25 protein-coding genes are annotated in these 26,474 nt (G+C 39.5%); 16 read left to right on the forward strand and 9 right to left on the reverse strand.

What is annotated here, in order from left to right; genetic code table 11:
* Positions 1–75: 75 nt before the first annotated feature.
* From ystJ to ACFO3P_RS17255, 6 genes are all read left to right on the forward strand, one after another.
* Positions 76–1,314: an NADP-dependent malic enzyme gene (gene ystJ, locus ACFO3P_RS17230; protein ID WP_368900615.1), complete on the forward strand. Its 1,239-nt coding sequence runs from the start codon at positions 76–78 to the stop codon at positions 1,312–1,314.
* A 660-nt stretch (positions 1,315–1,974) separates the two neighbouring features.
* On the forward strand, positions 1,975–2,829 hold the full coding sequence (gene accD / locus ACFO3P_RS17235) for an acetyl-CoA carboxylase, carboxyltransferase subunit beta (RefSeq protein ID WP_368900616.1): 855 nt from the start codon (positions 1,975–1,977) through the stop codon (positions 2,827–2,829).
* A 6-nt stretch (positions 2,830–2,835) separates the two neighbouring features.
* A complete protein-coding gene (gene accA, locus ACFO3P_RS17240; protein WP_368900617.1) occupies positions 2,836–3,789 on the forward strand; it encodes an acetyl-CoA carboxylase carboxyl transferase subunit alpha in 954 nt (317 codons plus the stop codon).
* Between the two features lie 342 nt (positions 3,790–4,131).
* Positions 4,132–5,091: a 6-phosphofructokinase gene (gene pfkA / locus ACFO3P_RS17245; protein ID WP_256704893.1), complete on the forward strand. Its 960-nt coding sequence runs from the start codon at positions 4,132–4,134 to the stop codon at positions 5,089–5,091.
* Between the two features lie 36 nt (positions 5,092–5,127).
* A complete protein-coding gene (gene pyk / locus ACFO3P_RS17250) occupies positions 5,128–6,888 on the forward strand; it encodes a pyruvate kinase (RefSeq protein ID WP_212928478.1) in 1,761 nt (586 codons plus the stop codon).
* A gap of 93 nt (positions 6,889–6,981) precedes the next feature.
* Positions 6,982–7,377: an FxsA family protein gene (locus ACFO3P_RS17255; protein ID WP_212928479.1), complete on the forward strand. Its 396-nt coding sequence runs from the start codon at positions 6,982–6,984 to the stop codon at positions 7,375–7,377.
* A gap of 86 nt (positions 7,378–7,463) precedes the next feature.
* Here ACFO3P_RS17255 and ytvI read toward each other — a convergent pair whose 3' ends face one another.
* Positions 7,464–8,570, reverse strand: coding sequence for a sporulation integral membrane protein YtvI (ytvI, locus tag ACFO3P_RS17260; RefSeq protein WP_212928480.1), 1,107 nt, complete (start codon positions 8,568–8,570; stop codon positions 7,464–7,466).
* 496 nt (positions 8,571–9,066) lie between these two features.
* Here ytvI and citZ point away from each other — a divergent pair, with 496 nt between their 5' ends.
* The 8 genes from citZ to ACFO3P_RS17300 all read left to right on the forward strand — a co-directional run bounded on the left by citZ (position 9,067) and on the right by ACFO3P_RS17300 (position 19,305).
* Entirely contained in the window at positions 9,067–10,188 is a 1,122-nt protein-coding gene (gene citZ, locus ACFO3P_RS17265; protein WP_212928481.1) for a citrate synthase, read from the forward strand.
* A 54-nt stretch (positions 10,189–10,242) separates the two neighbouring features.
* On the forward strand, positions 10,243–11,517 hold the full coding sequence (icd, locus tag ACFO3P_RS17270) for an NADP-dependent isocitrate dehydrogenase (RefSeq protein WP_042535339.1): 1,275 nt from the start codon (positions 10,243–10,245) through the stop codon (positions 11,515–11,517).
* A gap of 152 nt (positions 11,518–11,669) precedes the next feature.
* The gene (gene mdh / locus ACFO3P_RS17275; protein WP_212928482.1) at positions 11,670–12,608 is read left to right on the forward strand and encodes a malate dehydrogenase; all 939 of its coding nucleotides are present in this window, start codon (positions 11,670–11,672) and stop codon (positions 12,606–12,608) included.
* 1,034 nt (positions 12,609–13,642) lie between these two features.
* Positions 13,643–15,055 (forward strand): hypothetical protein, encoded by a 1,413-nt coding sequence (locus tag ACFO3P_RS17280; RefSeq protein WP_042535334.1) that lies wholly within the window; start codon positions 13,643–13,645, stop codon positions 15,053–15,055.
* A 209-nt stretch (positions 15,056–15,264) separates the two neighbouring features.
* Entirely contained in the window at positions 15,265–16,998 is a 1,734-nt protein-coding gene (locus ACFO3P_RS17285; RefSeq protein ID WP_042535333.1) for a carbon starvation CstA family protein, read from the forward strand.
* An 80-nt stretch (positions 16,999–17,078) separates the two neighbouring features.
* Positions 17,079–17,339: a cory-CC-star protein gene (locus tag ACFO3P_RS17290; protein WP_042535332.1), complete on the forward strand. Its 261-nt coding sequence runs from the start codon at positions 17,079–17,081 to the stop codon at positions 17,337–17,339.
* Between the two features lie 48 nt (positions 17,340–17,387).
* The gene (locus ACFO3P_RS17295; protein WP_379542564.1) at positions 17,388–18,344 is read left to right on the forward strand and encodes an ArsA family ATPase; all 957 of its coding nucleotides are present in this window, start codon (positions 17,388–17,390) and stop codon (positions 18,342–18,344) included.
* Positions 18,325–19,305: a quinone oxidoreductase family protein gene (locus tag ACFO3P_RS17300; RefSeq protein WP_379542565.1), complete on the forward strand. Its 981-nt coding sequence runs from the start codon at positions 18,325–18,327 to the stop codon at positions 19,303–19,305. The genes ACFO3P_RS17295 and ACFO3P_RS17300 overlap by 20 nt, the downstream gene beginning before the upstream one ends.
* A gap of 155 nt (positions 19,306–19,460) precedes the next feature.
* Here the strand turns inward: ACFO3P_RS17300 and ACFO3P_RS17305 are convergent, their stop codons facing one another.
* From ACFO3P_RS17305 to nfsA, 8 genes are all read right to left on the reverse strand, one after another.
* On the reverse strand, positions 19,461–20,321 hold the full coding sequence (locus ACFO3P_RS17305) for a DUF421 domain-containing protein (RefSeq protein WP_042535326.1): 861 nt from the start codon (positions 20,319–20,321) through the stop codon (positions 19,461–19,463).
* A gap of 12 nt (positions 20,322–20,333) precedes the next feature.
* A complete protein-coding gene (locus ACFO3P_RS17310; RefSeq protein ID WP_042535324.1) occupies positions 20,334–20,537 on the reverse strand; it encodes a DUF1657 domain-containing protein in 204 nt (67 codons plus the stop codon).
* Between the two features lie 11 nt (positions 20,538–20,548).
* Complete coding sequence (gene spoVAE, locus ACFO3P_RS17315; RefSeq protein ID WP_042535322.1) at positions 20,549–20,899, reverse strand: stage V sporulation protein AE; 351 nt, start codon at positions 20,897–20,899, stop codon at positions 20,549–20,551.
* The gene (gene spoVAD, locus ACFO3P_RS17320) at positions 20,896–21,912 is read right to left on the reverse strand and encodes a stage V sporulation protein AD (protein WP_042535321.1); all 1,017 of its coding nucleotides are present in this window, start codon (positions 21,910–21,912) and stop codon (positions 20,896–20,898) included. Before spoVAD ends, spoVAE begins: the two co-directional genes overlap by 4 nt.
* Positions 21,912–22,391 (reverse strand): stage V sporulation protein AC, encoded by a 480-nt coding sequence (spoVAC, locus tag ACFO3P_RS17325; RefSeq protein ID WP_042535319.1) that lies wholly within the window; start codon positions 22,389–22,391, stop codon positions 21,912–21,914. The genes spoVAD and spoVAC overlap by 1 nt, the downstream gene beginning before the upstream one ends.
* 60 nt (positions 22,392–22,451) lie before the next feature.
* On the reverse strand, positions 22,452–22,898 hold the full coding sequence (locus tag ACFO3P_RS17330; RefSeq protein ID WP_256704889.1) for a hypothetical protein: 447 nt from the start codon (positions 22,896–22,898) through the stop codon (positions 22,452–22,454).
* Positions 22,899–22,984: 86 nt separating this feature from the next.
* Positions 22,985–23,188: a DUF1657 domain-containing protein gene (locus tag ACFO3P_RS17335; protein WP_042535315.1), complete on the reverse strand. Its 204-nt coding sequence runs from the start codon at positions 23,186–23,188 to the stop codon at positions 22,985–22,987.
* A 270-nt stretch (positions 23,189–23,458) separates the two neighbouring features.
* Entirely contained in the window at positions 23,459–24,193 is a 735-nt protein-coding gene (gene nfsA / locus ACFO3P_RS17340; RefSeq protein WP_256704888.1) for an oxygen-insensitive NADPH nitroreductase, read from the reverse strand.
* 258 nt (positions 24,194–24,451) lie between these two features.
* On the opposite strand from nfsA, the gene ACFO3P_RS17345 reads away from it, so the two are divergent.
* Together ACFO3P_RS17345 and ACFO3P_RS17350 are read left to right on the forward strand one after the other, a co-directional pair.
* A complete protein-coding gene (locus tag ACFO3P_RS17345; RefSeq protein ID WP_226894806.1) occupies positions 24,452–24,859 on the forward strand; it encodes a YwpF-like family protein in 408 nt (135 codons plus the stop codon).
* A gap of 186 nt (positions 24,860–25,045) precedes the next feature.
* On the forward strand, positions 25,046–26,410 hold the full coding sequence (locus ACFO3P_RS17350) for a TrkH family potassium uptake protein (RefSeq protein WP_042535309.1): 1,365 nt from the start codon (positions 25,046–25,048) through the stop codon (positions 26,408–26,410).
* The last annotated feature ends 64 nt before the right edge of the window (positions 26,411–26,474 follow it).

Genomic DNA, 26,474 nt, shown 5'->3' on the forward strand with positions numbered 1-26,474 from the left:
TAAAAATGGCTTGGCCTAATATGTAAGCGCAATAATTATACATATTACTTACTGTATTCAAAGGAGCGGAATTCAATGGCAAACCTACGAGACGAAGCATTACATTTACACGAACAAAAGCAAGGGAAGCTGGAAGTGAAGACAAAGGTGCCGGTGAGGAATAAAGAAGATCTAAGCTTAGCTTATTCTCCTGGTGTAGCAGAGCCTTGTAAAGAAATCTATGAACGAAAAGAAACCGTCTATGATTATACGATGAAAGGAAATATGGTTGCGGTAGTAAGCGACGGTTCTGCCGTTTTAGGACTTGGTAACATTGGTGCAGAAGCTTCTTTACCTGTGATGGAAGGAAAAGCAGTATTATTCAAAGGATTTGCAGGCGTGGATGCTTTTCCAATCTGCTTGGATACACAAGATGTCGATAAAATTGTAGAGACTGTTAAATTGATGGAGCCGACCTTTGGCGGGGTGAATTTGGAAGATATTGCAGCACCTAACTGCTTTATTATAGAAGATCGGTTAAAAAGCGAAACCAATATTCCCATTTTTCATGATGACCAGCATGGCACGGCAATTGTCACAGTGGCAGGCCTGATGAATGCTTTAAAACTGGTAAATAAAGATTTCTCTAATATCAAAGTCGTAGCAAATGGAGCCGGCGCAGCTGGAATCGCAATTATCCGCCTCTTAAAGAGTCTGGGGGTTCATGACATGATTATGTGTGATTCTCGCGGTGCAATTTATGAAGGACGTCCTAAAGGGATGAACAACGTAAAAGAAATGGTCGCAAAATATACCAATGCGCAGAAGATAGAAGGAAGTCTGGAAGATGTATTAGAAGGTGCAGATGTATTTATCGGTGTTTCAGTAGGTGGCGCTTTAACAAAAGAAATGGTTGAAAAAATGAATGATGATGCAATTATTTTTGCAATGGCGAACCCGGATCCAGAAATCCTGCCTGAGGATGCAAAAGCAGCTGGAGCAAAAGTAATCGGCACCGGCCGCTCCGACTTTGCGAACCAAGTCAATAATGTGCTTGCTTTTCCAGGGATATTCCGGGGAGCTTTGGATGTCAGAGCAACGCGTATTAATGAAGAAATGAAGATAGCTGCTGCAGAGGGGATTGCTTCTTTAATAGAAGACAGAGAGTTGAATGAAGACTATGTAATTCCTTCTCCTTTTGACGGACGAGTTGCACCGCTTGTAGCTAAGCACGTAGCGGAAGCAGCAATGAAATCCGGAGTTGCCCGCATCCACGTAGATCCGGAAGAAGTAGCAGAGAAGACAAGACGTCTGACAAAGGAAATCAATAAATAATTTGACATTGTAAATATCCCCTGAGACATTTTAATTTTTATTCAAAGTGTTTTAGGGGTATTTTATGTAAAAAAATAAAAACTTAAAATGAGATATTAGTTATCCTGTCTAATTTAAATTATTTTTTAATCTGTTTGTTGAATCATCTGAAAGAAGGCTTGATATAAGGTTATCAGGAAGCTTTTATATCCGTTTATTTGATATATAATGATACATTTATAATGACAATCTGATTGCGCGACTTGCAAACAGGTGGTAATCTATTTGTTGGGTTTCTATTTGATTTCTGTAGAAGAACAAGTAAGTACGTGTTCAAAAGTTGCCAAAGGTTTATAATGGGACGAGTGTTTACAAATGTTTTCAATGAGGTGACCGCACAAAAAAAGCGAACTTTTTCACCTGCGTTTATGGGGTTGCGATTACTTGCCCCGCCATAACTCGTCCGCAGCGGTCGCATTAACCTGAAAAATATACCAGCTTTATTTTTTTATCATCCATTTTAAAACGCACTACTATAACTTGGGAAAATAGTTTACAATGGTAAGATAGGAAAAACGTTCTTACCTGAAAGCTCTATTTGAATGCTGGTTAATAGATGCAATTTATTTAATATATATTTTATACACAGTTAACCTGGCAGCAGAAAAAGGGGGGATAAACTTGCCACTTAAAGATTTTTTCGGCAAGCGTAAGAAGTATGCATCAATCCCGAGCGAGAAAGCAAAAGTAGATGTTCCAGAGGGGTTAATGCAGAAGTGTGATAATTGTAAGCAAATCTATTATCGAAAAGAGATAGTTAAGTCTTTATATGTTTGTCCAAACTGCGGATATCACCATCCGATGACAGCATGGACAAGAATTGAGAGTTTATTTGACGAAGGAACATTTACAGAATGGGATGCGGGCCTGACCTCTGCTAACCCGCTTGATTTTCCTGATTATGAGACGAAGATCAAGAAGGACCGTCAAAAAACAGGTCTGAACGAAGGAATTGTTACTGGTATAGGTGCGATTGAAGGAAATCAGGTTGCATTTGCTGTCATGGATTCCAATTTTCGTATGGGAAGTATGGGCTCTGCCATAGGTGAAAAAATAGCGAGAGCGATTGAAAATGCCAGAGAAGAGTCGATTCCTTTCATTATATTTACAGCATCTGGCGGAGCTCGTATGCAAGAAGGGCTTTTAAGCTTAATGCAGATGGCAAAAACATCCTTTGCTGTGAAACGATTTAGAGACAGCGGCAATTTAATGATTTCTGTGATGACTCATCCGACTACTGGCGGTGTATCTGCAAGCTTTGCATCTATTGGAGATTATAATTTTGCAGAACCGGGAGCGCTTATTGGTTTTGCCGGGCGGAGAATTATTGAACAGACAATCCGGGAAAAGCTTCCAAATGATTTTCAAACAGCTGAATTTCAATTAGAGCATGGCCAAGTAGACAAGGTTATTCACCGTCATGATATGAAAACAACGCTTGGAAAGCTTCTTTGTATGCACACGGATGGGAGGTAATCAAAAATGCCAATATTAGAATTTGAAAAGCCGATTGTGAATTTGAAAGAAAAGATCAAAGAACTGAAATCTTTTACAGAGAATAGTGATATTGATTTAAGAGACGAAATCAATAATCTGGAGGAACGTTTAGCAAAGCTGGAAGAGGATATTTATGGCAACCTGAAACCCTGGAATCGTGTGCAGATGGCCAGACATCCTGAACGGCCGACCACGCTGGACTATGTCGATAGATTATTTGAAGATTTTATTGAATTTCATGGAGACCGCTTATTTGGTGAGGATGAAGCAATCGTTTCTGGAATTGCTTATTATAAAAAGCAGCCGGTGACAGTGATTGGACACCAGCGGGGGAAAGATACGAAAGAAAATATTAAACGTAATTTTGGCATGCCGCATCCGGAAGGTTACAGAAAAGCCTTACGCCATATGAAGCAGGCCGAAAAATTTAACCGCCCAATTATTACGTTTATCGATACCAAAGGGGCATACCCTGGGAAAGCTGCAGAAGAAAGAGGGCAAAGTGAAGCGATCGCCAAAAATTTAATGGAGATGGCCGGTTTAACGGTTCCCATTGTATGTATTGTGATAGGAGAAGGCGGCAGCGGGGGCGCCCTGGGAATCGGTGTTGGAAATCATGTGCATATGCTGGAGAATGCTACATATTCTGTTATTTCTCCGGAAGGTGCAGCTGCGATCCTTTGGAAAGATGCAGGAGAAGCACAGCGTGCCGCTGAAACGATGCAGATTACAGCTCCAGATTTAAAAAAATTAGGTGTTATTGATGAAATGATTCCTGAACCAAAAGGCGGCGCACATCGAGATATTGATACACAAGCCGGTCTTATTGATCAAGTGCTAGAAAAATCACTGAACGAGCTGAAAGCATTGTCACCAGAGGATATAGTTGAAGAAAGATGGCAAAAATATAAAAAGATAGGTTCATTTCAAACGATATAATTGTTTATAAAGGCTGAGAATGAATGTCAGCCTTTATTTTAGTTTGGATTATAATGAAAGAATCATGTAAAATAGAGAATGTAGTGGACGAAAGATAAGAAACCAAGCCTTTAATGATTTTGGTTTATCATTGCAGTCTCAGATGATTTTCTTTATCTTTTATTTATGTAGGGATATGTTCAGGTGTTTTAAAAATGTAATAGAGGGAATTGGACAAACTAGTACAACAGAGCGGAGTTGGCTTGTTGTTTGAGAAACAGGCTGTATGTTAGAGGTCAGCACTTGAATATATTTAAAATAAGTTGGACATTGCAATATTTTAACTATAAGGTGGGAAAATAAATGAAAAAAATTGGTGTTTTGACTAGTGGTGGAGATGCCCCCGGCATGAATGCTGCAATCAGAGCAGTTGTAAGAAAAGCAATCTATCATGACATGGAAGTGTTTGGAGTCAAAAATGGCTATCAGGGATTAATGGATGGTAATTTTGAAAAAATGCATCTTGGTTCTGTAGGTGATATTATTCATCGCGGCGGGACGATTTTATTTTCAGCTAGAAGTGAAGAATTTAAAACTGATGAAGGTCAGCAAAAAGCAGTCGAACAACTGAAGAAAGCCGGAATTGAAGGGTTAATCGTAATTGGCGGTGACGGCAGTTTTAAAGGAGCACAAAAACTGACGGCAAAGGGAATTCCTTGTATCGGTGTGCCGGGAACGATTGATAATGATATTGCAGGAACGGATTTCACAATTGGTTTTGATACATCTCTTAATACGATTATAGACGCTGTGGATAAGGTTCGTGATACGGCTACTTCCCATGAGCGTACATACGTCATAGAAGTAATGGGCCGCAATGCAGGAGATTTAGCATTATGGGCTGGCTTATCCGTTGGAGCTGAAAGTATCCTTATCCCTGAACAAAACGATGAATTCTCTCAAATCGTTGATCGGTTAAACCGCGGACATAAACGTGGGAAAAAGCACAGTATTATCCTGCTCGCAGAAGGCGTCGGCAATGGGTTTGACGTAGGGAAACAAATTGAAGAGGCTACTGACTTGGAAACAAGGGTAACTGTATTAGGACATATTCAAAGAGGTGGTTCTCCAACTGGCCAAGACAGGGTATTAGCAAGCCGTCTGGGTGCTGCAGCTGTAGAATTGCTCTTAAATAATAAAGGCGGTCGTATGGTCGGGATTCAAAACAACAAAATTGTCGATAATGATATTGATGACATTTTAAAATTGAAGCATCATATTGATAATGAAATGTTCCAGTTATCTAAAGAATTGTCTATTTAATGAAAGATTGGTATTGAATTGAAGGAGGAAATAATAATGAGAAATACAAAAATTGTTTGTACGATAGGGCCGGCATCAGAATCGGTTGAAAAATTGGAGCAGTTAATCGATGCAGGAATGAATGTAGCCAGATTAAACTTCTCCCATGGAGACTTTGACGAGCATGGTGCACGAATCAAAAATATTCGTGAAGCAGCTGCCCGGAAAAATAAAACGGTAGCGATTCTTCTCGATACAAAAGGTCCTGAAATTCGCACAGGTAATTTTAAAGAAGGAAGAGCAGATATTGTTCAAGGGAATGAAGTAATTGTTTCCATGAATGATGTAGAAGGTACTGCAGAGCGATTCTCCATTACGTATGATGGATTGATCAATGATGTTCACCCAGGATCTAAAATCCTTCTGGATGATGGTTTGATTGAATTAGAAGTAAAAGAAATCAAGCAAGAAAGCGGAGAAATTGTAACGGTAGCGTTGAACTCTGGAGAAATCAAAAACAAAAAAGGAGTTAACGTTCCGAACGTATCTGTTAATCTCCCAGGAATTACAGAAAAGGATACCAATGATATCATTTTTGGAGTGGAGCAAGGTGTAGACTTTATTGCAGCATCCTTTGTACGCCGTCCTTCAGATGTATTGGAAATCAAAGAAGTACTGGAGCAGCATCAGGCAGAGCATATTAAAATTATCCCTAAAATTGAAAACCAGGAAGGCGTAGACAATATTAACAGCATTCTGGAAGTAAGTGACGGTTTAATGGTTGCCCGTGGAGACTTAGGTGTCGAAATACCTGCAGAAGATGTACCTCTAGTTCAGAAAAAGCTTATTACGCAATGTAATACAGCTGGAAAACCAGTTATTACAGCGACACAAATGTTAGATTCCATGCAGCGTAATCCTCGTCCGACCCGCGCAGAGGCTTCTGACGTTGCAAATGCTATTTTTGATGGTACAGACGCTATCATGCTTTCTGGTGAAACAGCAGCTGGTAATTATCCGGTGGAATCTGTTCAAACCATGAGTAATATTGCATTAAAAGCAGAATCTGCATTAAATCATAAAGTAATTTTAGAAGAACGTTCTAAAAATGTAGATATGGAAATTAGAGAAGCGATTACGCAATCTGTTTCACATACGGCATATAACTTAGGTATTGGTACAATCATTACACCGACAGAAAGCGGATCGACGGCCCGCATGGTTTCCAAATATCGTCCGAAAGCAACGATTATTGCTGTAACCGTGGATGAAGTCGTAAATCGTCAGCTTTCTCTTGTGTGGGGTGTTCATGCAGTAATGGGAACTCCGACAAAATCTACAGATGAAATGCTGGAAGTGTCTGTCAAACAGGGGCTTGAAGCGGGAGTATGCAAACGCGGAGAAACTGTCCTTGTTGTTGCAGGAGTACCGGCTGGAGAAAAAGGTACAACAAATCTGATGAAAGTTCATGTCATTGGAGATGTAGTTGCAAAAGGACAAGGTATCGGAAGAAGTAAAGCATACGGACATGTGGTCTTTGCTAAAAACAATGAAGAAGCATTGACCCGTATGAATGAGGGAGATATCCTTGTAACACATGCTACGGAAAAAGAAATGATGCCGGCAATTGAAAAAGCTGCTGCCGTTATTACAGAAGAAGGCGGTTTGACTTCGCATGCTGCCGTAGTTGGTGTCAGCCTTGGAATCCCTGTTATTGTAGGTGTAGAGAATGTCTTTGATTTATTGGAAGACGGTCAGGACATTACAGTAGACAGCAGCCGCGGACAAGTTTACGCAGGTCACGCAGGTGTATTATAATAGGTAAGCAAGCAAACAGAACCTCCGATTGTATTCGGAGGTTCTGTTTATACATTCCAAAAGTATAGCTGCACGATAGAAAGGATGTTAACAATGAGAAATAAATACCTTCTTCTGGCATTTATCATTATACCGGCAATCGAAATTGGAGTATTTCTATGGCTAAGCCAGCTTATAGGTGTGCTATGGGTAGTCGGATTAATTATTACAACAGCTATATTAGGGATTTTTCTGGCCAGATATCAGGGAATGGAAGTATTCAGACGTGCGCAGCTGCAATTACAAAGAGGGACCCCTCCGACAGAAGAACTTCTTGATGGCCTGGCAACCATACTTGGAGCATTCCTTTTGATTATCCCGGGCTTTGTTTTAGATATTGCAGGATTATTATTATTAATACCCTGGACAAGAAATCAATTTAAAAATCAGCTTAAGAAAATTGCTATGCAGTTAATGGGGAGAAATACAATTATTTATCGTCGCTGGTAGAGAGAGTTCAAAAGGGGTCCAAACGAAAAGTGCTTTTCTCTTTTTTCTTCTAATTTAGCCTCTTTTTGAACACAGCTTAGCAGGAATCACCCTTTAATATAAAGGAATAATTGCTGAAACACCCCAGATTTTTTGATGGCGAGCATCACAACTAAACTGATCGGGGCAACGATTAACCCCAGCACACCAAACCATTGGACGCCTAAAAACATCCCGATCAGCATCATTAAAGGCGAGATGCCAATGGAAGTTGCCACGATTTTAGGCTCTATAAACTGTCTGATAATAATAATCAGGCCGTACAGCACAGATAAACCAATGGTTAAGGAATAATTAAAGGTTAAAAAGCTAAACAGAATCCAAGGTATTATAATAATGCCGATTCCTAAATAAGGAATAAAGTCTGCGATTGCAGCAAACAATACAATGGTAAATGCATGCTCCACCCGAAGGATGAGCAGACCAATCCACAAAATAACCGCAGAAATACAAACCAGTATTACCTGTGCTTTAAAGTAACCAATCACAGCTTCTTTTAAATGAGAGACTATTTTTTGATAAAGCGTGTACCAATTAGAAGGCATCATGTCATGGATGCGGATTTGAATATTTTGGAAGTCGTAGCTGATCATAAAAGTAGCCAGTACAATAAAAACAAGAACAGTAAAAGAATTTGGCAGTATAATTAGAAAATTTGCTGTCTGCTGCATCAGTATTTGAAAGAAATGAGTAAAAGCAGACGTCATCGAATCTGTAAAAGAATGAATATATTCATAGACTTCCAAACGATAATTGACATGCAGCGTCGTCAGCAGAGAAAGCAATTTATCGTATAATGGCAGGATGTGCATATCTAATAACTGCTGAAACTGTTCCATTATATGACGGAAATAAGCAGGAAGCCTGTCCGATAAATAGCTGATACCTTGATAAACTTCGCTTATTAAAAAGTATAGAGCAATCGTAAATAAACTGAGAAAAAGACTGAATGTGCTGATTAGAGCAAGCAGCCTCGGCATTTTAAGTGTGTTTACAAACCATCTGATCAGCGGCTGGAAGAGTAAAGAAAGCAGGAATGCTATCAGAATAGGATAGATATAAGGAAATAATATATAGAATAGGAAAAGACTGCTGCATAAAGTGCTGATAACAATAAAAGAACGGATAAGTTGTCCAAGGATTTTTGATTGCATCATATTTCCTCCAGAAAAAAAGACCTAATTTAATCTATGATTGGAAGCGGCAAAGTAGAAGTAATAAGGTCTTTGCATCATGGATAAGTAGTAAAACGCCAGCAGGAAATGGAGGAATCTAACAGTTATTTAACATAATTTAAACGGTTTCAATTCACATTCTGCTTTTTATCATTTATAATGAAAGATGGGCAGATAATAAATATTGCTATAATCAAACTGAAGGGTACAAATGGAAAGGTAAAGTATTTCTATGTTTGTTTAAAAGTAGAATAATAAATTCATTGATACGTAATGGTCAAAAGACTCTGGTTCCACGTTTACATTGTCCGCGAAGCGCACGTTCCATCACTTGAATGATACGAAGTGAATGTATAGTAATTGCTCAATTTTATTCCTACATAGATTTAAACAATCAAAAAAGTTTGTCACCCTTGTATTATTTTATTTGAAATGAATATCTAATACTTTGATTAACTGGAAAGGGAGAGGTAATATGTCAACATCAAAAAAAGGATTAGAAAATATTGTCGCAACACAATCAGCAATTAGTTCGATCATAGATGATCAATTATCCTATGTGGGTTATAAAATTGATGATTTAGCTGAAAATTCCAGCTTCGAAGAAATTATTTATTTACTTTGGAATCAAAAGCTGCCGACTCAATCAGAATTAAATGCGTTAAAGGCTGATTTAGCAAAGAATATGAATATTTCAGATGCTATTGTCAATCATTTGCGTTCCTATGATTTGAACAGTGTGCATCCAATGGCAGCTCTTCGGACAGCGGTTTCATTATTGGGGATTTACGATGAAGAGGCTGATGTCATGGACGAAGAAGCAAATAAAAGAAAAGCTGTTCGTATCCAGGCAAAAATTGCTGCTGTTGTAGCTGCATTTGCAAGGATTCGTGACGGAAAAGACCCTGTTCAGCCAAAAGAAAACTTAAGTTATTCTGCCAATTTCTTATATATGCTGAACGGAAAAGAGCCCGAAGATATTGAAGTAGAAGCAATCAATAAAGCACTCGTGCTCCATGCTGATCATGAATTAAATGCATCTACGTTTACAGCACGGGTTTGTGTAGCAACCCTTTCAGATATTTACTCTGGACTTGTAGCAGCGATTGGAGCGCTGAAAGGACCATTGCATGGCGGTGCAAATGAAAATGTAATGAAGATGCTTCTGGAAATCGGCGAAGAAGAAAATGCTATCCCTTATATTAAAGAGAAGCTGGAAAACAAAGAAAAAATTATGGGCATGGGCCACCGTGTGTATCGTGATGGAGACCCTAGAGCTAAATTCTTGAGAGAAATGTCCAAACAGCTTACCAAACTGACAGGACAGGAAAAATGGTATAATATGTCCATTGCTATTGAAGATTATGTAAAAGAGCATAAAGGACTTCCTGCAAATGTCGATTTTTACAGTGCATCGGTTTATCACAGCCTGGGAATTGAAGAGGATTTATTCACACCAATTTTCGCAGTAAGCAGAACTTCCGGCTGGATAGCGCATATTTTAGAACAATATGCAGACAATCGGTTAATTCGTCCGCGTGCCGAATATAATGGACCGGATTTACAAGAATATGTATCTATTGAACAAAGAGGATAATATCGTTAAAATGTAGTAGAATAGATTAGGAATCATTAATAGGAGGTTTTATCTATGACACAAGGTGAAAAAATTGTAGTAGAAAATGGCGAAATGAATGTACCAAACAAACCAATTATTCCATTTATTGAAGGGGACGGAACTGGTCCAGACATTTGGGCTGCTGCTCGCCGAGTAATCGAAGCGTCTGTTGAAAAAGCTTATAATGGAGAAAAAGGAATTGATTGGTTAGAAGTATATGCCGGCCAAAAAGCATTTGATAAAACAGGTGAATGGCTGCCGCAGGATACGTTAGATAAAATCAATGAATATAAAATTGCAATCAAAGGACCTTTAACTACACCAATCGGTGGCGGGATTCGCTCCCTTAACGTTGCTTTGCGTCAGGAATTAGATTTATTTACCTGCCTGCGTCCAGTACGTTATTTTGAAGGCGTTCCATCTCCGGTAAAACGCCCGGAAGATGTAGACATGGTTATTTTCCGTGAAAATACAGAAGATATTTATGCTGGTATTGAGTGGCAGGAAGGCACTGACGATGTGAAGAAAGTACTTGACTTCCTGAAAAATGAAATGGACGTAAAAAATGTACGTTTCCCTGAAACTTCAGGTATCGGTGTGAAACCAGTATCGGAAGAAGGAACAAAACGTATTGTCCGTGCAGCAATTAACTATGCATTAACCGAAGGACGCAAAAATGTTACTTTAGTACATAAAGGTAACATTATGAAATTTACTGAAGGAGCTTTCAAAAACTGGGGTTATGAAGTTGCTGAACAGGAATTCGGTGATAAAGTGTTCACTTGGGCTGAATATGACCGCATTGTAGAAGCAGAAGGCAAAGAAGCAGCAAATAAAGCAGAAGAAGATGCATTAGCTGCCGGTAAACTTCTAGTAAAAGATTCGATTGCAGATATTTTCTTACAACAAATCCTTACTCGTCCAAAAGAGTTTGATGTTGTTGCAACAATGAACTTAAACGGTGACTACATTTCTGATGCACTTGCTGCACAGGTAGGCGGTATCGGGATTGCACCAGGAGCAAACATCAACTATGATACTGGACATGCTATTTTTGAAGCAACGCATGGTACTGCACCAAAATATGCAGGTTTAGATAAAGTAAATCCATCTTCTGTTATTTTATCTGCTGTATTAATGCTAGAGCATTTAGAGTGGAGAGAAGCAGCTGATTTGATTACAAAATCAATGGATAAAACAATTGGTTCTAAAGTTGTAACTTATGACTTTGCACGTTTAATGGATGGCGCAACTGAAGTGAAATGCTCTGAGTTTGCTGATGAACTGATCAAGAACATGGAAGCATAAGCACCAAAATAAAAAAGTGTAAATATAGGAAGGGCAGTATAACTGACCTGACCTAAACAAAAGAAAATGTTTGTGGTGACGAGAGGTATCGGTGCTGCAAGCATTTTCTTTAAATGTATGTTATTTAAAAGCGACTAGGGGAGGTATGTAAAATGAGTTCTGCACGAAAAAAAATTTCCGTTATCGGTTCTGGCTTTACAGGAGCGACCACGGCATTAATGGTTGCACAAAAGGAATTAGGGGATGTTGTTCTTGTTGATATTCCTGATATGGAGAATCCGACAAAGGGAAAAGCGCTGGATATGGCAGAAGCAGCACCGGTTCAAGGTTTTGATGCGAAAGTGACGGGCACGTCTGATTATGCAGAAACAAAGGATTCTGACTTAGTTATCATCACTGCAGGAATTGCACGGAAACCGGGAATGTCCAGAGATGATCTGGTCAATACAAATGCCAAAATAATGAATACGATTACAAAGGAAATTGTTAGGTATTCAGCGGATGCAACGATTATTGTGCTGACCAATCCGGTAGATGCGATGACTTACAGTGTGTATAAAGCTTCCGGGCTTCCAAAAGAACGTGTTATCGGACAATCCGGGGTGTTGGACACAGCCCGTTTTAGAGCCTTTGTAGCGGAAGAATTGAATATTTCCGTGAAAGATATTACCGGTTTTGTTTTAGGCGGTCACGGTGATGACATGGTCCCGCTTATCCGTTATTCTTACGCAGGCGGCATCCCGCTTGAAAAGCTGATTTCGAAAGAACGGTTACAAGAGATTGTACAAAGAACCCGGACTGGCGGCGGTGAAATTGTAAATCTGTTAGGAAATGGAAGTGCTTACTATGCGCCGGCTGCTTCTTTAACCGTAATGGCAGAAGCAATACTAAAGGATCAACGCCGGATATTACCATCCATTGCTTATTTAGAAGGGGAATACGGCTATGATGGTATTTACTTAGGTGTACCGACTGTTCTTGGCGGCAAAGGGATTGAAGAAGTGATTGAGCTGGATTTAACAGAGGAAGAGAAGCAGCAATTAGATAAATCTGCAGAATCTGTAAAGAAAGTAATCGACATTCTGGAATGAATTTTAATAAAAGCGCAATGGTTTAAAAATAGACCATTGCGCTTTTATTAATGACTCAACTTTTGCACATTAAAAAGTAACTTCATTTCCATAGAAACAGGAGTTGATCGTTCCTTCGAAAACACCCTTGACAAAGAATAGAAGGTGAAGTGTAAAGCACCGCTGCGGCGGACCGTTTTGCTTTCCTAGGGGCACGTTCTTCAGCTAACTTTTGCCAAGAAGATCGCTTGGCAAAAGTGGATCTTCAGATGGTGCTGATCCCTCAGGAGTCAAAACGGTCCGCCTCCGCTAGTAAGACGTTCTATACGTGAAAAAACAACTCACCAAATAGATGTCTAATCAGATAGAACATCTTTTTCATGCTGCATGGTAAAATGTTACGCCAAGATTACTTTCTGTGTTCTGTGAATAAATGCTATTCCCTGTATTTCATATTCATGTTGTCATGATTGGTTGTTCAGACAAAAGCTGCTATTTTTTCAAGCTCATTAAAATGTTATTTTTTTCATTCGCTGTAGAATCTATCAGAGCGCAGGCCAACCACTAAGACTCCTATGGGAACAGGGCGAGCTGAAGATCCACTTGAAAAGCGGTTTTCTTTTCAAGTTAGCTGAAGCCGTCCCCATGGCAGACTAAGACCGCAACCTCCTGGGGTTGCGATTACTCACCCCACCGAAAACATTTGTACGTCGGAAAGCGAAGTGGTTGGCCGGAGCGGAGCTATGCACCATCACCAATTCCAAAAAGGCCGGACATGTAACCAGCAAGCATGCTAATGGAGAACATGTTCATCTTGGAATAGCAAGATAAATTTGCTTATTCTTAGGTGCGAAAGTTGAGTTAATGAATAAGAATGTTTTAAAAAATAGCTGAAAACAGCCGCTCTAGCAAGAACACCAAGTTTTAGAGACAAAGTGATCATCTTGGTTTTTATTATGAGTAAAAATACATTTTCGATTGGTTATTATTTTGTACCCGCTGCCTTCATTATTGCATAGGCTACTATACATAATGAAGGAGAGGATCTGAATGAAATGAGTTTAACTATCCCGCATTTATTGTATGGATTTTTTACTTTGCTTATTTTAATAACAATGATTTTCCGGAGAGGCATTGTTCTTCCAAGCCTACTAGGAACATTTGTTATTGCCTGCTTTTATAAAGGAAGTATAGTCAGCGGATTTATGGCTATTTTTAACGCTAATTTAGTCGCAGCACGTGAGCTTTTTAGTATCTTTTTGATTATTACTTTTATGCTTGCGCTATTAAATGCCTTAAAAGATTTGAAAGCGGATGTACTGATGATTCAGCCAATTCAGAAGGTCATGGTCAATGGACATTTATCTTATTTTGTTTTAATCGCTGTGACGTATGTGGTTTCTTTATTTTTCTGGCCGACACCAGCTGTCCCGCTTATTTGTGCTTTACTTGTCCCTGCAGCGATACGTTCTGGGCTGCCGGCGATTACAGCGGCAGTTGCGATTACAATAGCAGGCCAGGGGATGGCTTTATCCTCTGACTATATTGTTCAGGTTGCACCAGCTCTTTCTGCAGCTGCAGCGGGTGTAGAAACTTCAGCAGTTGCTGATCGGGCACTGGTTTTATCTATTATTACCGGTGTGATTGCTTCTGTATTAGCTTATTTATTTTACAGAAATTCGATTCGTTCAAAAGTAGACCCTAGAAATCAGACAGAAGCAGAACAAATTCAAGATTATGATTCCTCCGGCCATAAGGCAGCTTCGAAGCATTTGAACAAGTGGAGTCGCGCGTTTGCCTGGCTGGTGCCAATTGTTTTATTATCCGTCGTCGGATATATGCTGTACAGTAAATTTTTTGGATCCAGTGATTTGGTCGGTGGAGAAGGAGCTGCCTTCGTTGGCGGAGTGGCAGTGATTCTATTATTATTGGCTACGGCTGTATTTGGAAAGCAAAATGCGTTAGATTATGTGGGGAATCATATCACCAATGGATTTGTATTTGCCTTTAAGGCAATGGGACCAGTTATCCCGATTGCAGGATTTTTCTTCTTAGGAAACGCGGAATTTTCACGGGAAATATTACTTGTAGAAGAAGCGCCATCCTTTTTATTCGATATCATTTCATCCATCCAGGCCTTTCTTCCGGAAAGCACGGTGTTTGTTGCTTTTAGCTTATTAATTGTAGGGATTATCACAGGACTGGATGGATCTGGCTTTTCCGGCTTGCCATTAACGGGAGCATTAGCTGCATCCTTAGAATCTGCTTCCATCGATGCAAGTACATTAGCAGCAATAGGCCAGCTTGGAGCAATTTGGACTGGCGGAGGAGCATTAATTGCATGGTCATCCCTAATTGCTGTTGCAGGATTTTGTGGTGTTTCAGCAATGGAACTAGTCAGGAAAAACTTTTTTCCGGTCATACTGGGACTATTTATAGCGACGCTTGCTGCGTTAATCATATTTTAATGGAAGAGAAAATATAATTGTATGGGTTAGGGTTGTTCATTCTGGCTCATACAATTTTTTAGCTGTTTTCCAATGGTATTATTTGAAATTTTTTAAATATAATGTGAATATATGTTTGAATATGTTAAACTGTTAAAAAATCCATAAAGGGGGTTTTTAATAAAAAATAATTTAAGCGCTTACAAAAATAAAAGGAGGGGAAGTTTTACATGAATGCAATTTTAATAGCTTTCATAGGGATTGTTGTATTTATTTTAGGCTATCGGTATTATTCCAAGTTTGTTGCAGAGAAAATATTTCGATTAGACCCGAATTATGTTACTCCGGCACACCGTTTCAAGGATGGTGTGGACTATGTCCCAACCAATAAATTTGTTTTGTGGGGGCATCATTTTACATCTGTAGCAGGTGCTGCTCCTATCTTGGGACCGGCAATTGCTATTTATTGGGGCTGGCTTCCGGCTTTTTTGTGGGTTGTTTTAGGAACCATTTTTGCAGCTGGTGTCCATGATTTTGGCACATTGGCATTATCTGTCCGAAATAAAGGGTATTCTATTGGAACAATTGCAGATCGCTTGGTCGGGAGAAGGGCAAAGCTATTATTTTTATTCATTATTCTTATTCTCGTATTGATGGTAAATGCGGTGTTTGCATGGGTTATTTCCAATTTATTTATTAGTTATCCTGCAAGTGTATTTCCTGTTTTTATACAAATTCCGTTAGCTATTTGGATTGGTTATGCAGCATATAAACGGAATATAAAAATGCTTCTTCCCTCTGTTATTGCATTAGTTATCATGTATGCAGCGGCTATTATGGCAAGCAGGGTCGGGTTCCTTCAAATTGATTTAGTCAGGTATATGGGAGGAGAGAATGGCACTGGTTTGTTCGGACTGGGTACTGTTTCAACGGCGTTCCTGATATGGATTGTTATTTTGATGGTATATGTATATATTGCGTCTACACTCCCGGTATGGAAATTGCTGCAACCGAGAGATTTTATTAATTCGCATCAATTAGTTGTCGGACTGGCTATTCTTTACTTGGGATTGCTTTTCACGTCTCCAAGTATGACAGCTCCTGTAGTAAATGAAAGTCCGGATAGAAGCTTTCTGCCGCTGCTATTTATCACAATTGCCTGCGGTGCGATTTCCGGCTTTCATGGACTAGTATCCTCAGGGACATCTTCTAAACAGCTGGATAAAGAAACCGATGCGCGTTTTGTAGGTTACTTTGGAGCAGTAGGAGAAGGCATTCTGGCCCTGGTTTCCATCATTGCGGTAGGGACATTCTTTGCAAATACCGATGCGTTTTCACAAGCCTATACTTCTTTTAATGAAGCGAATGCCATTGGTCTTGGAACGTTTATCGAAGGAGCGGCAACATTAGCGCAGGGGCTGGGAATTCCAACAGATATAGCAACGACAATCGTATCGATTATCGTTGTCAGCTTTGCTGCGACGACATTAGATACCTCGGTACGCTTGATGCGGTACATTATTGCAGAATTAGGGATTGAATATAAAATCCAGCCATTAACGAAAACACATGTAGCGACAACGGTTGCTGTGCTTTCCAGTGCGGCACTTGTGTTAATACCTGAAGGTCCAAATGGTTTCGGGTCAGGCGGCTACCTCATCTGGCCACTATTTGGCACTGCCAATCAATTACTGGCTGCCATTAGTTTATTCTTAATTGCTATTTGGCTAAAACGAAAAGGAAGTAATTATATGGTTGCGCTCATCCCGATGATATTCCTGATCTTTATGACTTTGTTTGCGATGTTCCAGCAGGTGGTCTTTGAATGGTCGTGGATGGGAACAGGTTCCAATATGCTATTGTTTGTTCTGGGCTCTATTATCTTTGTATTTGCGATTTGGATAGCTCTGACCTCCTTTTCAGAACTGATGAAAAAAGTAGAAGATCCGTTAAATAAAGATTGATTTTGCTTCCATACATATCTTCTTCAAAAGATATGTATGGAGGTTCGATATAAATAAATTATAGCCGGGAGGGCGGGAAAATGTTCACAGACAGGTTAAAACAGTTGATCCACTATTATGAGGAAGTAATCAGCTTGCCGCATAAAACAGAAGTAGCCAGAGAATTAAGAAACGAAGATGATTTTTTCTTGCTGCTTCTATATTCTGAAATGGTAGGAATACCGAACCCGGTTTATTATTATACGTTGGAATTATACCCGTATATCATTGAATCCTTCCATGATTGGCATTTACGAATGGGGATGGATAAATCACCACTTAACGGGATTCGCTGCTGTTAAAAAATTGGATGGGCACGCTGGCCATACATTGGAAGGAGGAGAGAAAGGATGCTTGGAGATAATAACCGGATTATTTTTGTAGGAGGCAAAGGCGGCGTCGGGAAATCCAGCTCGGCTGCTGCTTTGGCAACGGGATATGCAGAAAAAGGCTATCGTACCTTACTCATTTCAACGGATCCAGCTCACAATATAAGCGATATTTTTCAGCGGCAGATCGGTGGAAATATCACCTATATTGAAAAAAATCTATATGCGCTGGAAATTGATTCTGAAAAAGAAACAGACGCGTATATTCAAAAGGTTAAAGAAAACATACAGGGGGTTGTTCATGTTCAGATGATGGAAGAGGTACACCGTCAATTAGACACAGCAAAAGCCTCGCCGGGAGCAGATGAAGCTGCCTTATTTGATAAACTCATATCAATTATTTTGGAAGAAGGGACCAGGTTTGATAAACTAGTATTTGATACGGCTCCAACAGGTCATACGATTCGGTTGTTATCTCTTCCGGAATTAATGGGAATTTGGATTGAAGGTCTATTAAATAAAAGGAAAAAAACGAATACACAATATTCGCAATTGCTAAACGATGGACAAGCCGTAGATGATCCTATTTACGATACATTACAAGAAAGAAAACAGCGGTTTACCAAGGCAAGAGAAATTCTATTGGATAAGCAGGCAACAACCTTTCTATTTGTTTTGAATCCGGAGAAATTACCAATATCGGAAACCAAAAAAGCAATTCATCTCCTGGAGAAATTTCAGATAGATGTTCCTTACATTATTGTCAATAAAGTGTTGCCAGAGGAGACCGGCGCCGGTTTTTTTGAAAAACGGAAACAAAATGAAAAAATCTATTTAGAACGTATCGCCGTGGACTTTTCTGCTCAAACGATTTTGTATATTCCCTTTTTTTCTGAAGACATCACAAACCGTAAACAATTGAAGCAAATGGGAGCTTATTTGAAGGAGGTATTAGCGGATGAGAGCACTAGTACATGAAAATGGAAGCTTGCATATGAAAGAGATGGAGCTCCAAAGTCCGGGAGGATCAGAAGTTGTTGTAAAATTGAAAGCAGCAGGGCTTAACCGGAGAGATTTAACTATTCCGAACCGTCGTAAAGAAACGGAAGAAGCATTGATTCTTGGCTCAGATGGAGCGGGAATCATTGAAGAGGTAGGAAAAAATGTCAACGATGTAAAAGTTGGCGATGAAGTGATTATCAATCCGGCTTTACGCTGGGTACGAAATAGTGAGGCGCCGCCGAAAGAGTTTGATATTTTAGGCATGCCAGACCATGGTACGTTTGCTGAAAAAATTGTGATTTCTGAAGATCAGGTAGAACCAAAACCGGCATATATGAGCTGGGAGGAAGCGGCAGCCTTTCCGTTAGCTGCATTAACAGCATATCGGGCAATGTTTACTAAAGGGGAACTCGAAAAAAGAGAAACGGTATTTATTCCCGGAGCAGGCGGCGGTGTTGCGACTTATTTGATTGCATTTGCAAAAAATATCGGTGCCCGGGTAATTACAACTTCAAGAAGTGAACAGAAAAGAGAAAAAGCACGAGAGCTCGGTGCGGATGTCGTGATAGATACGGCAGATGATTGGGAAGAGAAATTAAGCAATGAAACCATTGATATGGTAATTGATAGTAACGGCAAAGCAACCTTTCAACGTTCTTTAGCCATTTTGAAAAAAGGCGGTAAATTTGTTACATTCGGTGCGACAACAGAGGATGTTATTGATTTTGATTTACGTGCTTTCTTCTATGGACAATACAAATTGATTGGTTCTACAATGGGGTGCCGGGAAGAACTTATGGCTGCGTTAGCACATGCAGAGAAATACCAATTGCATCCTGTTGTTGACCGTGTCTTTTCCTTGGATCAAAGTGTAGAAGCACTTAGTTATTTGGATGAAGGAAAACAGTTTGGAAAGGTAATTATTCGTATTTCTTAAAGCGGATATTTAAAAAAGAATTCCTATAGGAAGAAGCGGCAGATTGATGAAGAATAAAAGCAGAGAGACTGACGAGCGCTGATGTGCTATAATAGTCTCTCTGCTTTATATTGTATTGGCACTGGTCAAAGGAAAAGCAAGCATTAGAACGATATTTATGATTTTAAATAGGGCTCCATCCGGTTGACCGCTTCTTGCATCCGTTTTTGGTTCCGGTCATATACTTCCTTGGATGCAGGGTTATCAGTAGCTAAAGCAAACAGCTCTAAATCTGCTTGGCATTTTTTCATGCTGGCTAATAACAGAGCAGATTGTGCCGGCTCAGGAACGGTGATATGGTCGTCATAGAGATCAAGAAATAATTGTCCCTGATGGTCTACTTGACCGAGAAACACATTATCTATGGTAACATTTTGTTTTTCTAACTCTGCTTCCAGCCACGTCGGGTTTAAGGAAGCATTAGCCAGAGGCTCCAGCAGTATATTGCCGTCAGCAATAACCGTTTGCGGTTCTTTTGCTGGTGCTGGAGTGATATTTAAGTCTTTTAAAGTGATGGGCTGGTTTTCCTTTTTAGGCAAAACATTTAATTCCCCAGTCGGCTCTAATACGGCAAATTCAACATCGGAAACGAGGAATTGATTATTGTTTCGAAGCTTTTCTAATAAATCATCAGTAGAATAGCCTTCTTTTTTTAAGTTTTCCTCCATAATTTTTCCATTTTGTATAAAAACAGTACTTTTCCCATCCGTGAAATCTCGCATCCGTTTGCTTTTTAACGATAACTTTTCAATGGTGAAGGCAGCAATAAACCAGACAAACATCGCTAATAATGCATAATAAAAGCTATTATACGGATCCACTGTATGGAAGGCGGCAATTCCTCCGAGTACGATTCCCGAAATGGTTTCAAATATATTGAGCTGTGATAATTGCTTTGCGCCCAGCCACTTTACAAAGAAAAATAAGACGGTGATTAAAATAATGGAGCGAATAATAATGGATATCCATTCAGGCATGATTTTCCCTCCTTATGACTTATATTGTGGTTCTTGTTTGTCGATATGAATAACCTGCTGGTGTATATCATGGCGTGTTTCTTTGATTAGCTGCGAAGCTTCTTCAATTGCGGCTTTTAAATCCTGTTCCATGGAGGCGGCGTATAATAAATCTAATCCTGCTTCAATGGATTTTAATGTAGCGTAGCACGTCTTTACCTGTGATCCTACTGTCATAAAACATCTTCCTATCCTTTTGGTTTGAATATCATGGCGCCGATGACACCGAATATAATGGCGGCTGAAATACCAGCACTTGTAACCTCAAACATTCCAGTTACGACACCGATTAATCCGTGTTTATCCGCTTCCTGCATAGCTCCATGAACTAAAGAGTTCCCAAAGCTTGTGATAGGAACGGTAGCGCCTGCTCCTGCAAAATCAATAAGCGGTTCATACCAGCCGAGTCCATCCAAAATCGCTCCAGCAATAACCAGAATAGATAATGTATGTGCAGGAGATAGCTTAAATACATCAAACATAATTTGTCCGATAACGCAGATAAGTCCTCCTATTACAAATGCCCAGAAAAAAATCATAGATGTTCACCTCTTGCTTCGATTGACACTGCATGTGCAATACATGGGATAGGAGCTTTCTGCTGAATGCTCAAGGTTGAATGCAAAGACCCGGTTGCCACCACAAGAATTCGCTGTAAATTCCCTTTGATGACTTCTTGAAGATAATGGCCATATGTCACGATAGCAGAGCATGCTGCACCACTGCCTCCAGCAAGAACTGGCTGGTCTTCGCGGTAAATTGTAATCCCGCAATCCACATATTTTTCTGATTCAATCGGAATATTTCTGTCACGCAATAAATCAAAAGAAACCTCTCTGCCGACATGCCCCAGGTCGCCAGTGATGATTAGATCATAATAAGACGGATCTATCTGCAGGTCCCGCAGATGTGCTTCAATCGTATCAGCAGCAGCGATAGCCATCGCGCCCCCCATATTAAATGGATCTGTCATCCCCATATCAGCTACTTTTCCAATCGTCGCCGAAGTAACAGCCGGTCCTGTTCCGTTCTGAGCAACAAGCGCACAGCCGGCTCCGGTAACTGTCCACTGGGAGGTTGGAGGTTTTTGTCCGCCGTATTCTGTCGGATAGCGAAATTGTTTTTCCGTCGCTGCATTATGACTGGAAGCAGCACAAAGAATATAATTTGCTCCCTTTGCATTTATAATAGAAGCTGCAAGTGCCAGGCTTTCCATTGAGGTAGCACAAGCGCTGAAAGCTCCCAAAAAAGGAATGCTGCTTGTACTTGCTGCAAAGCTGGTCGGTGTCATTTGATTGATTAAGTCGCCGGCAATCAAAAATTCAATATTTTCTTTTTCGATGCGGGCTTTTTTTAATGTAGTCTGTATCGCTTCCTCCAGCATTTTTTGCTGGGCTTTTTCCCAGGAATCCTGATTGAGCCACATATCCTCATGAAGCGTATCGAATGCCTCGGGGATGTTCCCCTTTGCTTCAAATGGTCCACCGATTGTTCCTGTAGAAAGAATAGCCGGCCGATTTTCAAAAATCCAGGATTGATGTCCTTTTAGCATTAGAATCCCCCCCATTGCGTAAGTATGGTTTTAATAATGGCTACGACAAATGCAGAAAAAACACCATAAACAATTACCGGGCCGGCGAGTTTAAGCATATTGCTGCCCACGCCGAGAATAAAGCCTTCAGAACGATATTCGATTGCTGAAGAAATAACGGCATTACCAAACCCTGTCACCGGCACTGCAGATCCCGCTCCGGCAACCTGTGCAATACGGTCATAGACCCCAAATCCGGTTAACAGCATTGTAATAAAAATTAATGTAGCAATTGTCGGATTTCCAGCTGTTTTCTCTGTGAAATTAAATTGATAAATATAGAAAGTAGAGATGAGCTGTCCGATGAAACAGATAAATCCGCCTATAAGAAAAGCTTTGATGCAGTTTTTAAAGACAGGCCGTTTGGTCTCCCGCTTTTGTTGAAAAGCCTGGTAGCGCTGTTGATTTGGCTGTAGCTTTTGTTTCTTTTTATCTCCCATGGAAAGCACTCCTTTTCAGGTTAATACACGAAAGAAATGAAGATAGCTCGTCATCAACTATCAAGTCTGTTCCTTGGACAGATGGATGATTTCCTTCATTTTTTTCTTAATTTCTTCTTTTGTTAATGTTTGATTATCCATTTTTTCTTCCAGCTTTGCTGTTTCCAGGATGATCTTTTTATCCGTCGATAATTCTATTGTAAAATCAGGAAAGGTCTGTTCGAGTTCTTTTTGATAGACTTCCGTTTTATCTTGCAGCGAAAAACGCTCATGATGTGGAACTTCGATGGTAACGAGCAATGTATCATCTGTATTTACTGCATGAACAGCGGTAATATCATCTTTATTAATCAGCAATTCCTTTGCCTGTGTTGCGGGATCCTGAGAGGAATTGGTGGATAAATGCTTTATATTTGGATTTTCTGAATAAGAAGATTCGTTCTGATGATTACAGCCGACTAAAAAAAGAATAAAGAGGAGCAGCAGGGCTATTTTTTTATTTCGCATATATTCACATCCTGTTCTGTAACGAAATATGTAGGGCGGAGGACTAGACAGTCCTCCTGTTTTCCTGTATTTGCTGACATATCTTATTACTGTTTGTATTGAGGCTCTTCCTGCGTAATTTGTTGCATCCTCGGTTCTAATTGATCTAAAATACCCTGTGTTTGTTGTGCTGCATTTTTATATAGCTGTTTTGCTTGTTTATTATCTGTTTGAAGAGCAAATTGCTCCAGACTCGCCTGAGCACTTTTTAAACCTGCTACAGTTTGTTGAACTTGTGTGCCTACTGTCATCTTTCTCACTCCTTTTCATATCTTGCACTTATTATTTTGATGAAATAATTATATTTTATGCTTGTAAACAATTTCCAAAACCTATATGAACAGGAAAGCAGAAAGCAATGAAGACGTGTAAAAGCAGGTGACGGGAGGGAAAGTAAATAACAGGAATCGTGTTGACGTTGGAAGGATAATGAACGTAAACATAAAAAAACGACAGAAGGTACCTGTCGTTTTTAACATATATCGCAATAGATGGAAGCTTATCCAAATGTTAAATTTTATTTATTGTTTATTTAAGTTTTTTGATTTTACAAAAGGTCCTACATCCATGCGTGTTGGTTTTTTATATTTTTGGCTCATTTGTTCTGTCCATGTTTCCTGTTTGTTATTCGAATTTCGCGATTCATAATAATCTTTCATAGTCTGATCGTATTCCTGAATAAAGTGTTTTTGTTTGTCAAAAGGAATATACTGATTTTCGTGATAAATTGCCGGAAACGGCAAACGTGGTTTGATATCTGGTATTTCTGCCGGGTAGCCAATCGCCAGGCCGAACAATGGAACCACATGATCCGGTAATTCCAGAACATCGTTGAAGGCCTGGATATCATTACGAAGGCTTCCTAAGAAACAGATTCCCAGCCCCAATGATTCAGCAGCAACAACAGCATTTTGAGCAGCTAAAGCGGCGTCGATCGTTCCTACTATAAATTGTTCGGTGCTTTCCAGATTTTCGGTATGTTCGATTCCATCCAGTTGTTCAAGACGATGCAGATCCGCGCAAAATATAAGCAGATGACCATTTTTCTTTACATGCTTATGCCCCGAAATGGCATAGAGTTTTTCCTTGAGAACCTGGTCTGATACACCGATGATACTGTAGGCCATCACATTGCTGGAGGTAGACGCGCGTTGTGCACTTTCTACAATTGTTCTTATTTGAACGTTGTTTAAGGCTTTATCTGAAAATTTTCGAATAGAGCGATGATTCATTAATGTTTCAATGACTTGATTCATACGGGGTTCCTCCTCTTCATCTATACTGTTCCATAAGTTATTATAATGATTTATTTTGAAGACAATACTCGATAGTAAGTGTATCATGGGATTTACATCGGTTCCAAGAAACTTGCTCTGTTACAATGAATGGTGTAAAGAAATTATGTTATTATAAAGGCAATATAAATCTTTATAATAACATGGGCAGCAGCTGATGGGCAGCAGCTGATGGGCTGAGAACAGTAAAATTCAAAAGTTACATATGCTGGAGGGGCGATGTGTGTGAAAACATTTAAACTGCGTAAACTGGTTGTTTTAGATTATGATAAAGGATTAGAAGGAACAGAAGTGGAGCTGATTGACGGTCTCATTATTAATCGGGAAGATGATTATGATACATGGTTGATTGAAGGATTTATTAATCGTAATTACTGGAATTATTTTGAGAATAAAAAACATGAGGAACTGATGGTGCAAGCAACCATTACAAAAGAGAGCAATGAACCTGCTTCATTTATAACAAAGATGACTGAGATGCATGAAATCGGACAACAAATGAATGTAATGCTGATGGGGAAAATTATTGATAAACAAAAGAAAGATGTGGAGCAGCTATTAACTGCGCTGGTAGAGGATGGATATGAGGGAGAAGAGTTAATTCAAAAATTTAAAGAAATCTATTAGAGGATGTTCACAAATCCAATAAAAAATGATATGTCAGGAAAAGGAGCCTCTCCCAAGAAGATCCGCGACGTGCGGGCAGCGCAGAAATCATCGGAACACGATGTGCTCTGATGCGACTGGTCCTTTTCAGCGTACTGTTTAAACATGTACAAACAGTATTCACATGATAAGAAGAAGGGAAAAACAATGAATAAAGAACGAAAAAAATTTGAGACGCCCACCCGGCGTTCTCCATTTCAAATGCTAATGATTTATTATATGGCTGCGATAGCGCTATCGACTATATTGCTATCTTTACCTGTTTCGCATAAGCCCGGTATTGATATTCCTTTTATTGATATTGTTTTTACGGCTGTCAGTGCGATTAGTGTAACAGGATTAAGTACTATTTCCATTGCGGATTCATTAAGTACCACGGGAATTATTTTTTTAGCTCTGATGATGCAGATTGGAGCAGTAGGGATTATGGCAATTGGTACGATACTCTGGGTGGTGTTAGGTAAACGGATAGGTTTTAAAGAAAGAAGCATGATTATGACTGACCAGAATCAAACGCATTTTAACGGCATGGTACAGCTAATCAAGAATATTATATTCTTGCTGCTGGCGGTTGAAGCAGCTTTCTTCATTATATTAGGCATCTATTTTATGGGGTATTATGATTCCGTAGGAGAAGCATTCCTGCAAGGTTTTTTCATGGTTATCAGTTCGGTGACAAATGGTGGTTTTGATATTACGGGGCAATCCATGATTCCATTTCAATCTGATTATTTTGTTCAAATAATCAGTATGGTGCTTATTATCATTGGCGCTATCGGCTATCCGGTCATCATAGAGATAAAGGAATATCTTTTGCATAAAAGAAAATTAAAAAAACAATTTCATTTTAGTTTGTTTACGAAGCTGACAACTGTAACTTTTTTTAGCTTGGTTTTGGTTGGTGCGTTCGGCATTTATCTGTTTGATATAAATGGATTTTTTAAAGGTGTTGTCTGGCATGAATCCTTTTTTTATGCGTTGTTTCAGTCTGTTACCACAAGAAGCGGGGGATTGGCGACAATGGACTTAACTTTATTATCAGATACCAACCATTTATTCATGTCTGCATGGATGTTTATCGGGGCATCTCCAAGCAGTGCCGGGGGAGGAATCCGGACAACGACCTTTGCGCTGGTTTTGATTTTTCTATTTACGTTTATCCGCGGCGGAAGAAGTGTTAAAATTTTTCACAGAGAGGTCTACGAGGTAGATTTAAATAAAGCGGTGACTGTAACCTTTTTTGCAATAATGGTTGTATTTTCTTCTGTTATTATCCTTAGTTATTTAGAGCCGTATTCATTAGATGCGCTTATTTTTGAAGTTACTTCTGCTTTCGGAACAGTGGGGTTATCCCTGGGGGTTACAGGTGACTTAACCACATTCAGTAAAATAATATTGATGATATTAATGTTTATTGGACGAGTCGGTATTCTCACATTCCTTTTAGTATTCCGTCGTAAAAAGGATCCAGCGAAATTTAATTACCCGAAGGAAAGAATGATTATTGGGTAAAGGGCGTTAAGAAAGGAATAGTTAGTATGTAAAATAAAATGGCCTGTGCCTTTAGCACAAGCCA

Source organism: Oceanobacillus aidingensis (assembly GCF_042654105.1).
Classification (GTDB): domain Bacteria; phylum Bacillota; class Bacilli; order Bacillales; family Amphibacillaceae; genus Oceanobacillus; species Oceanobacillus oncorhynchi.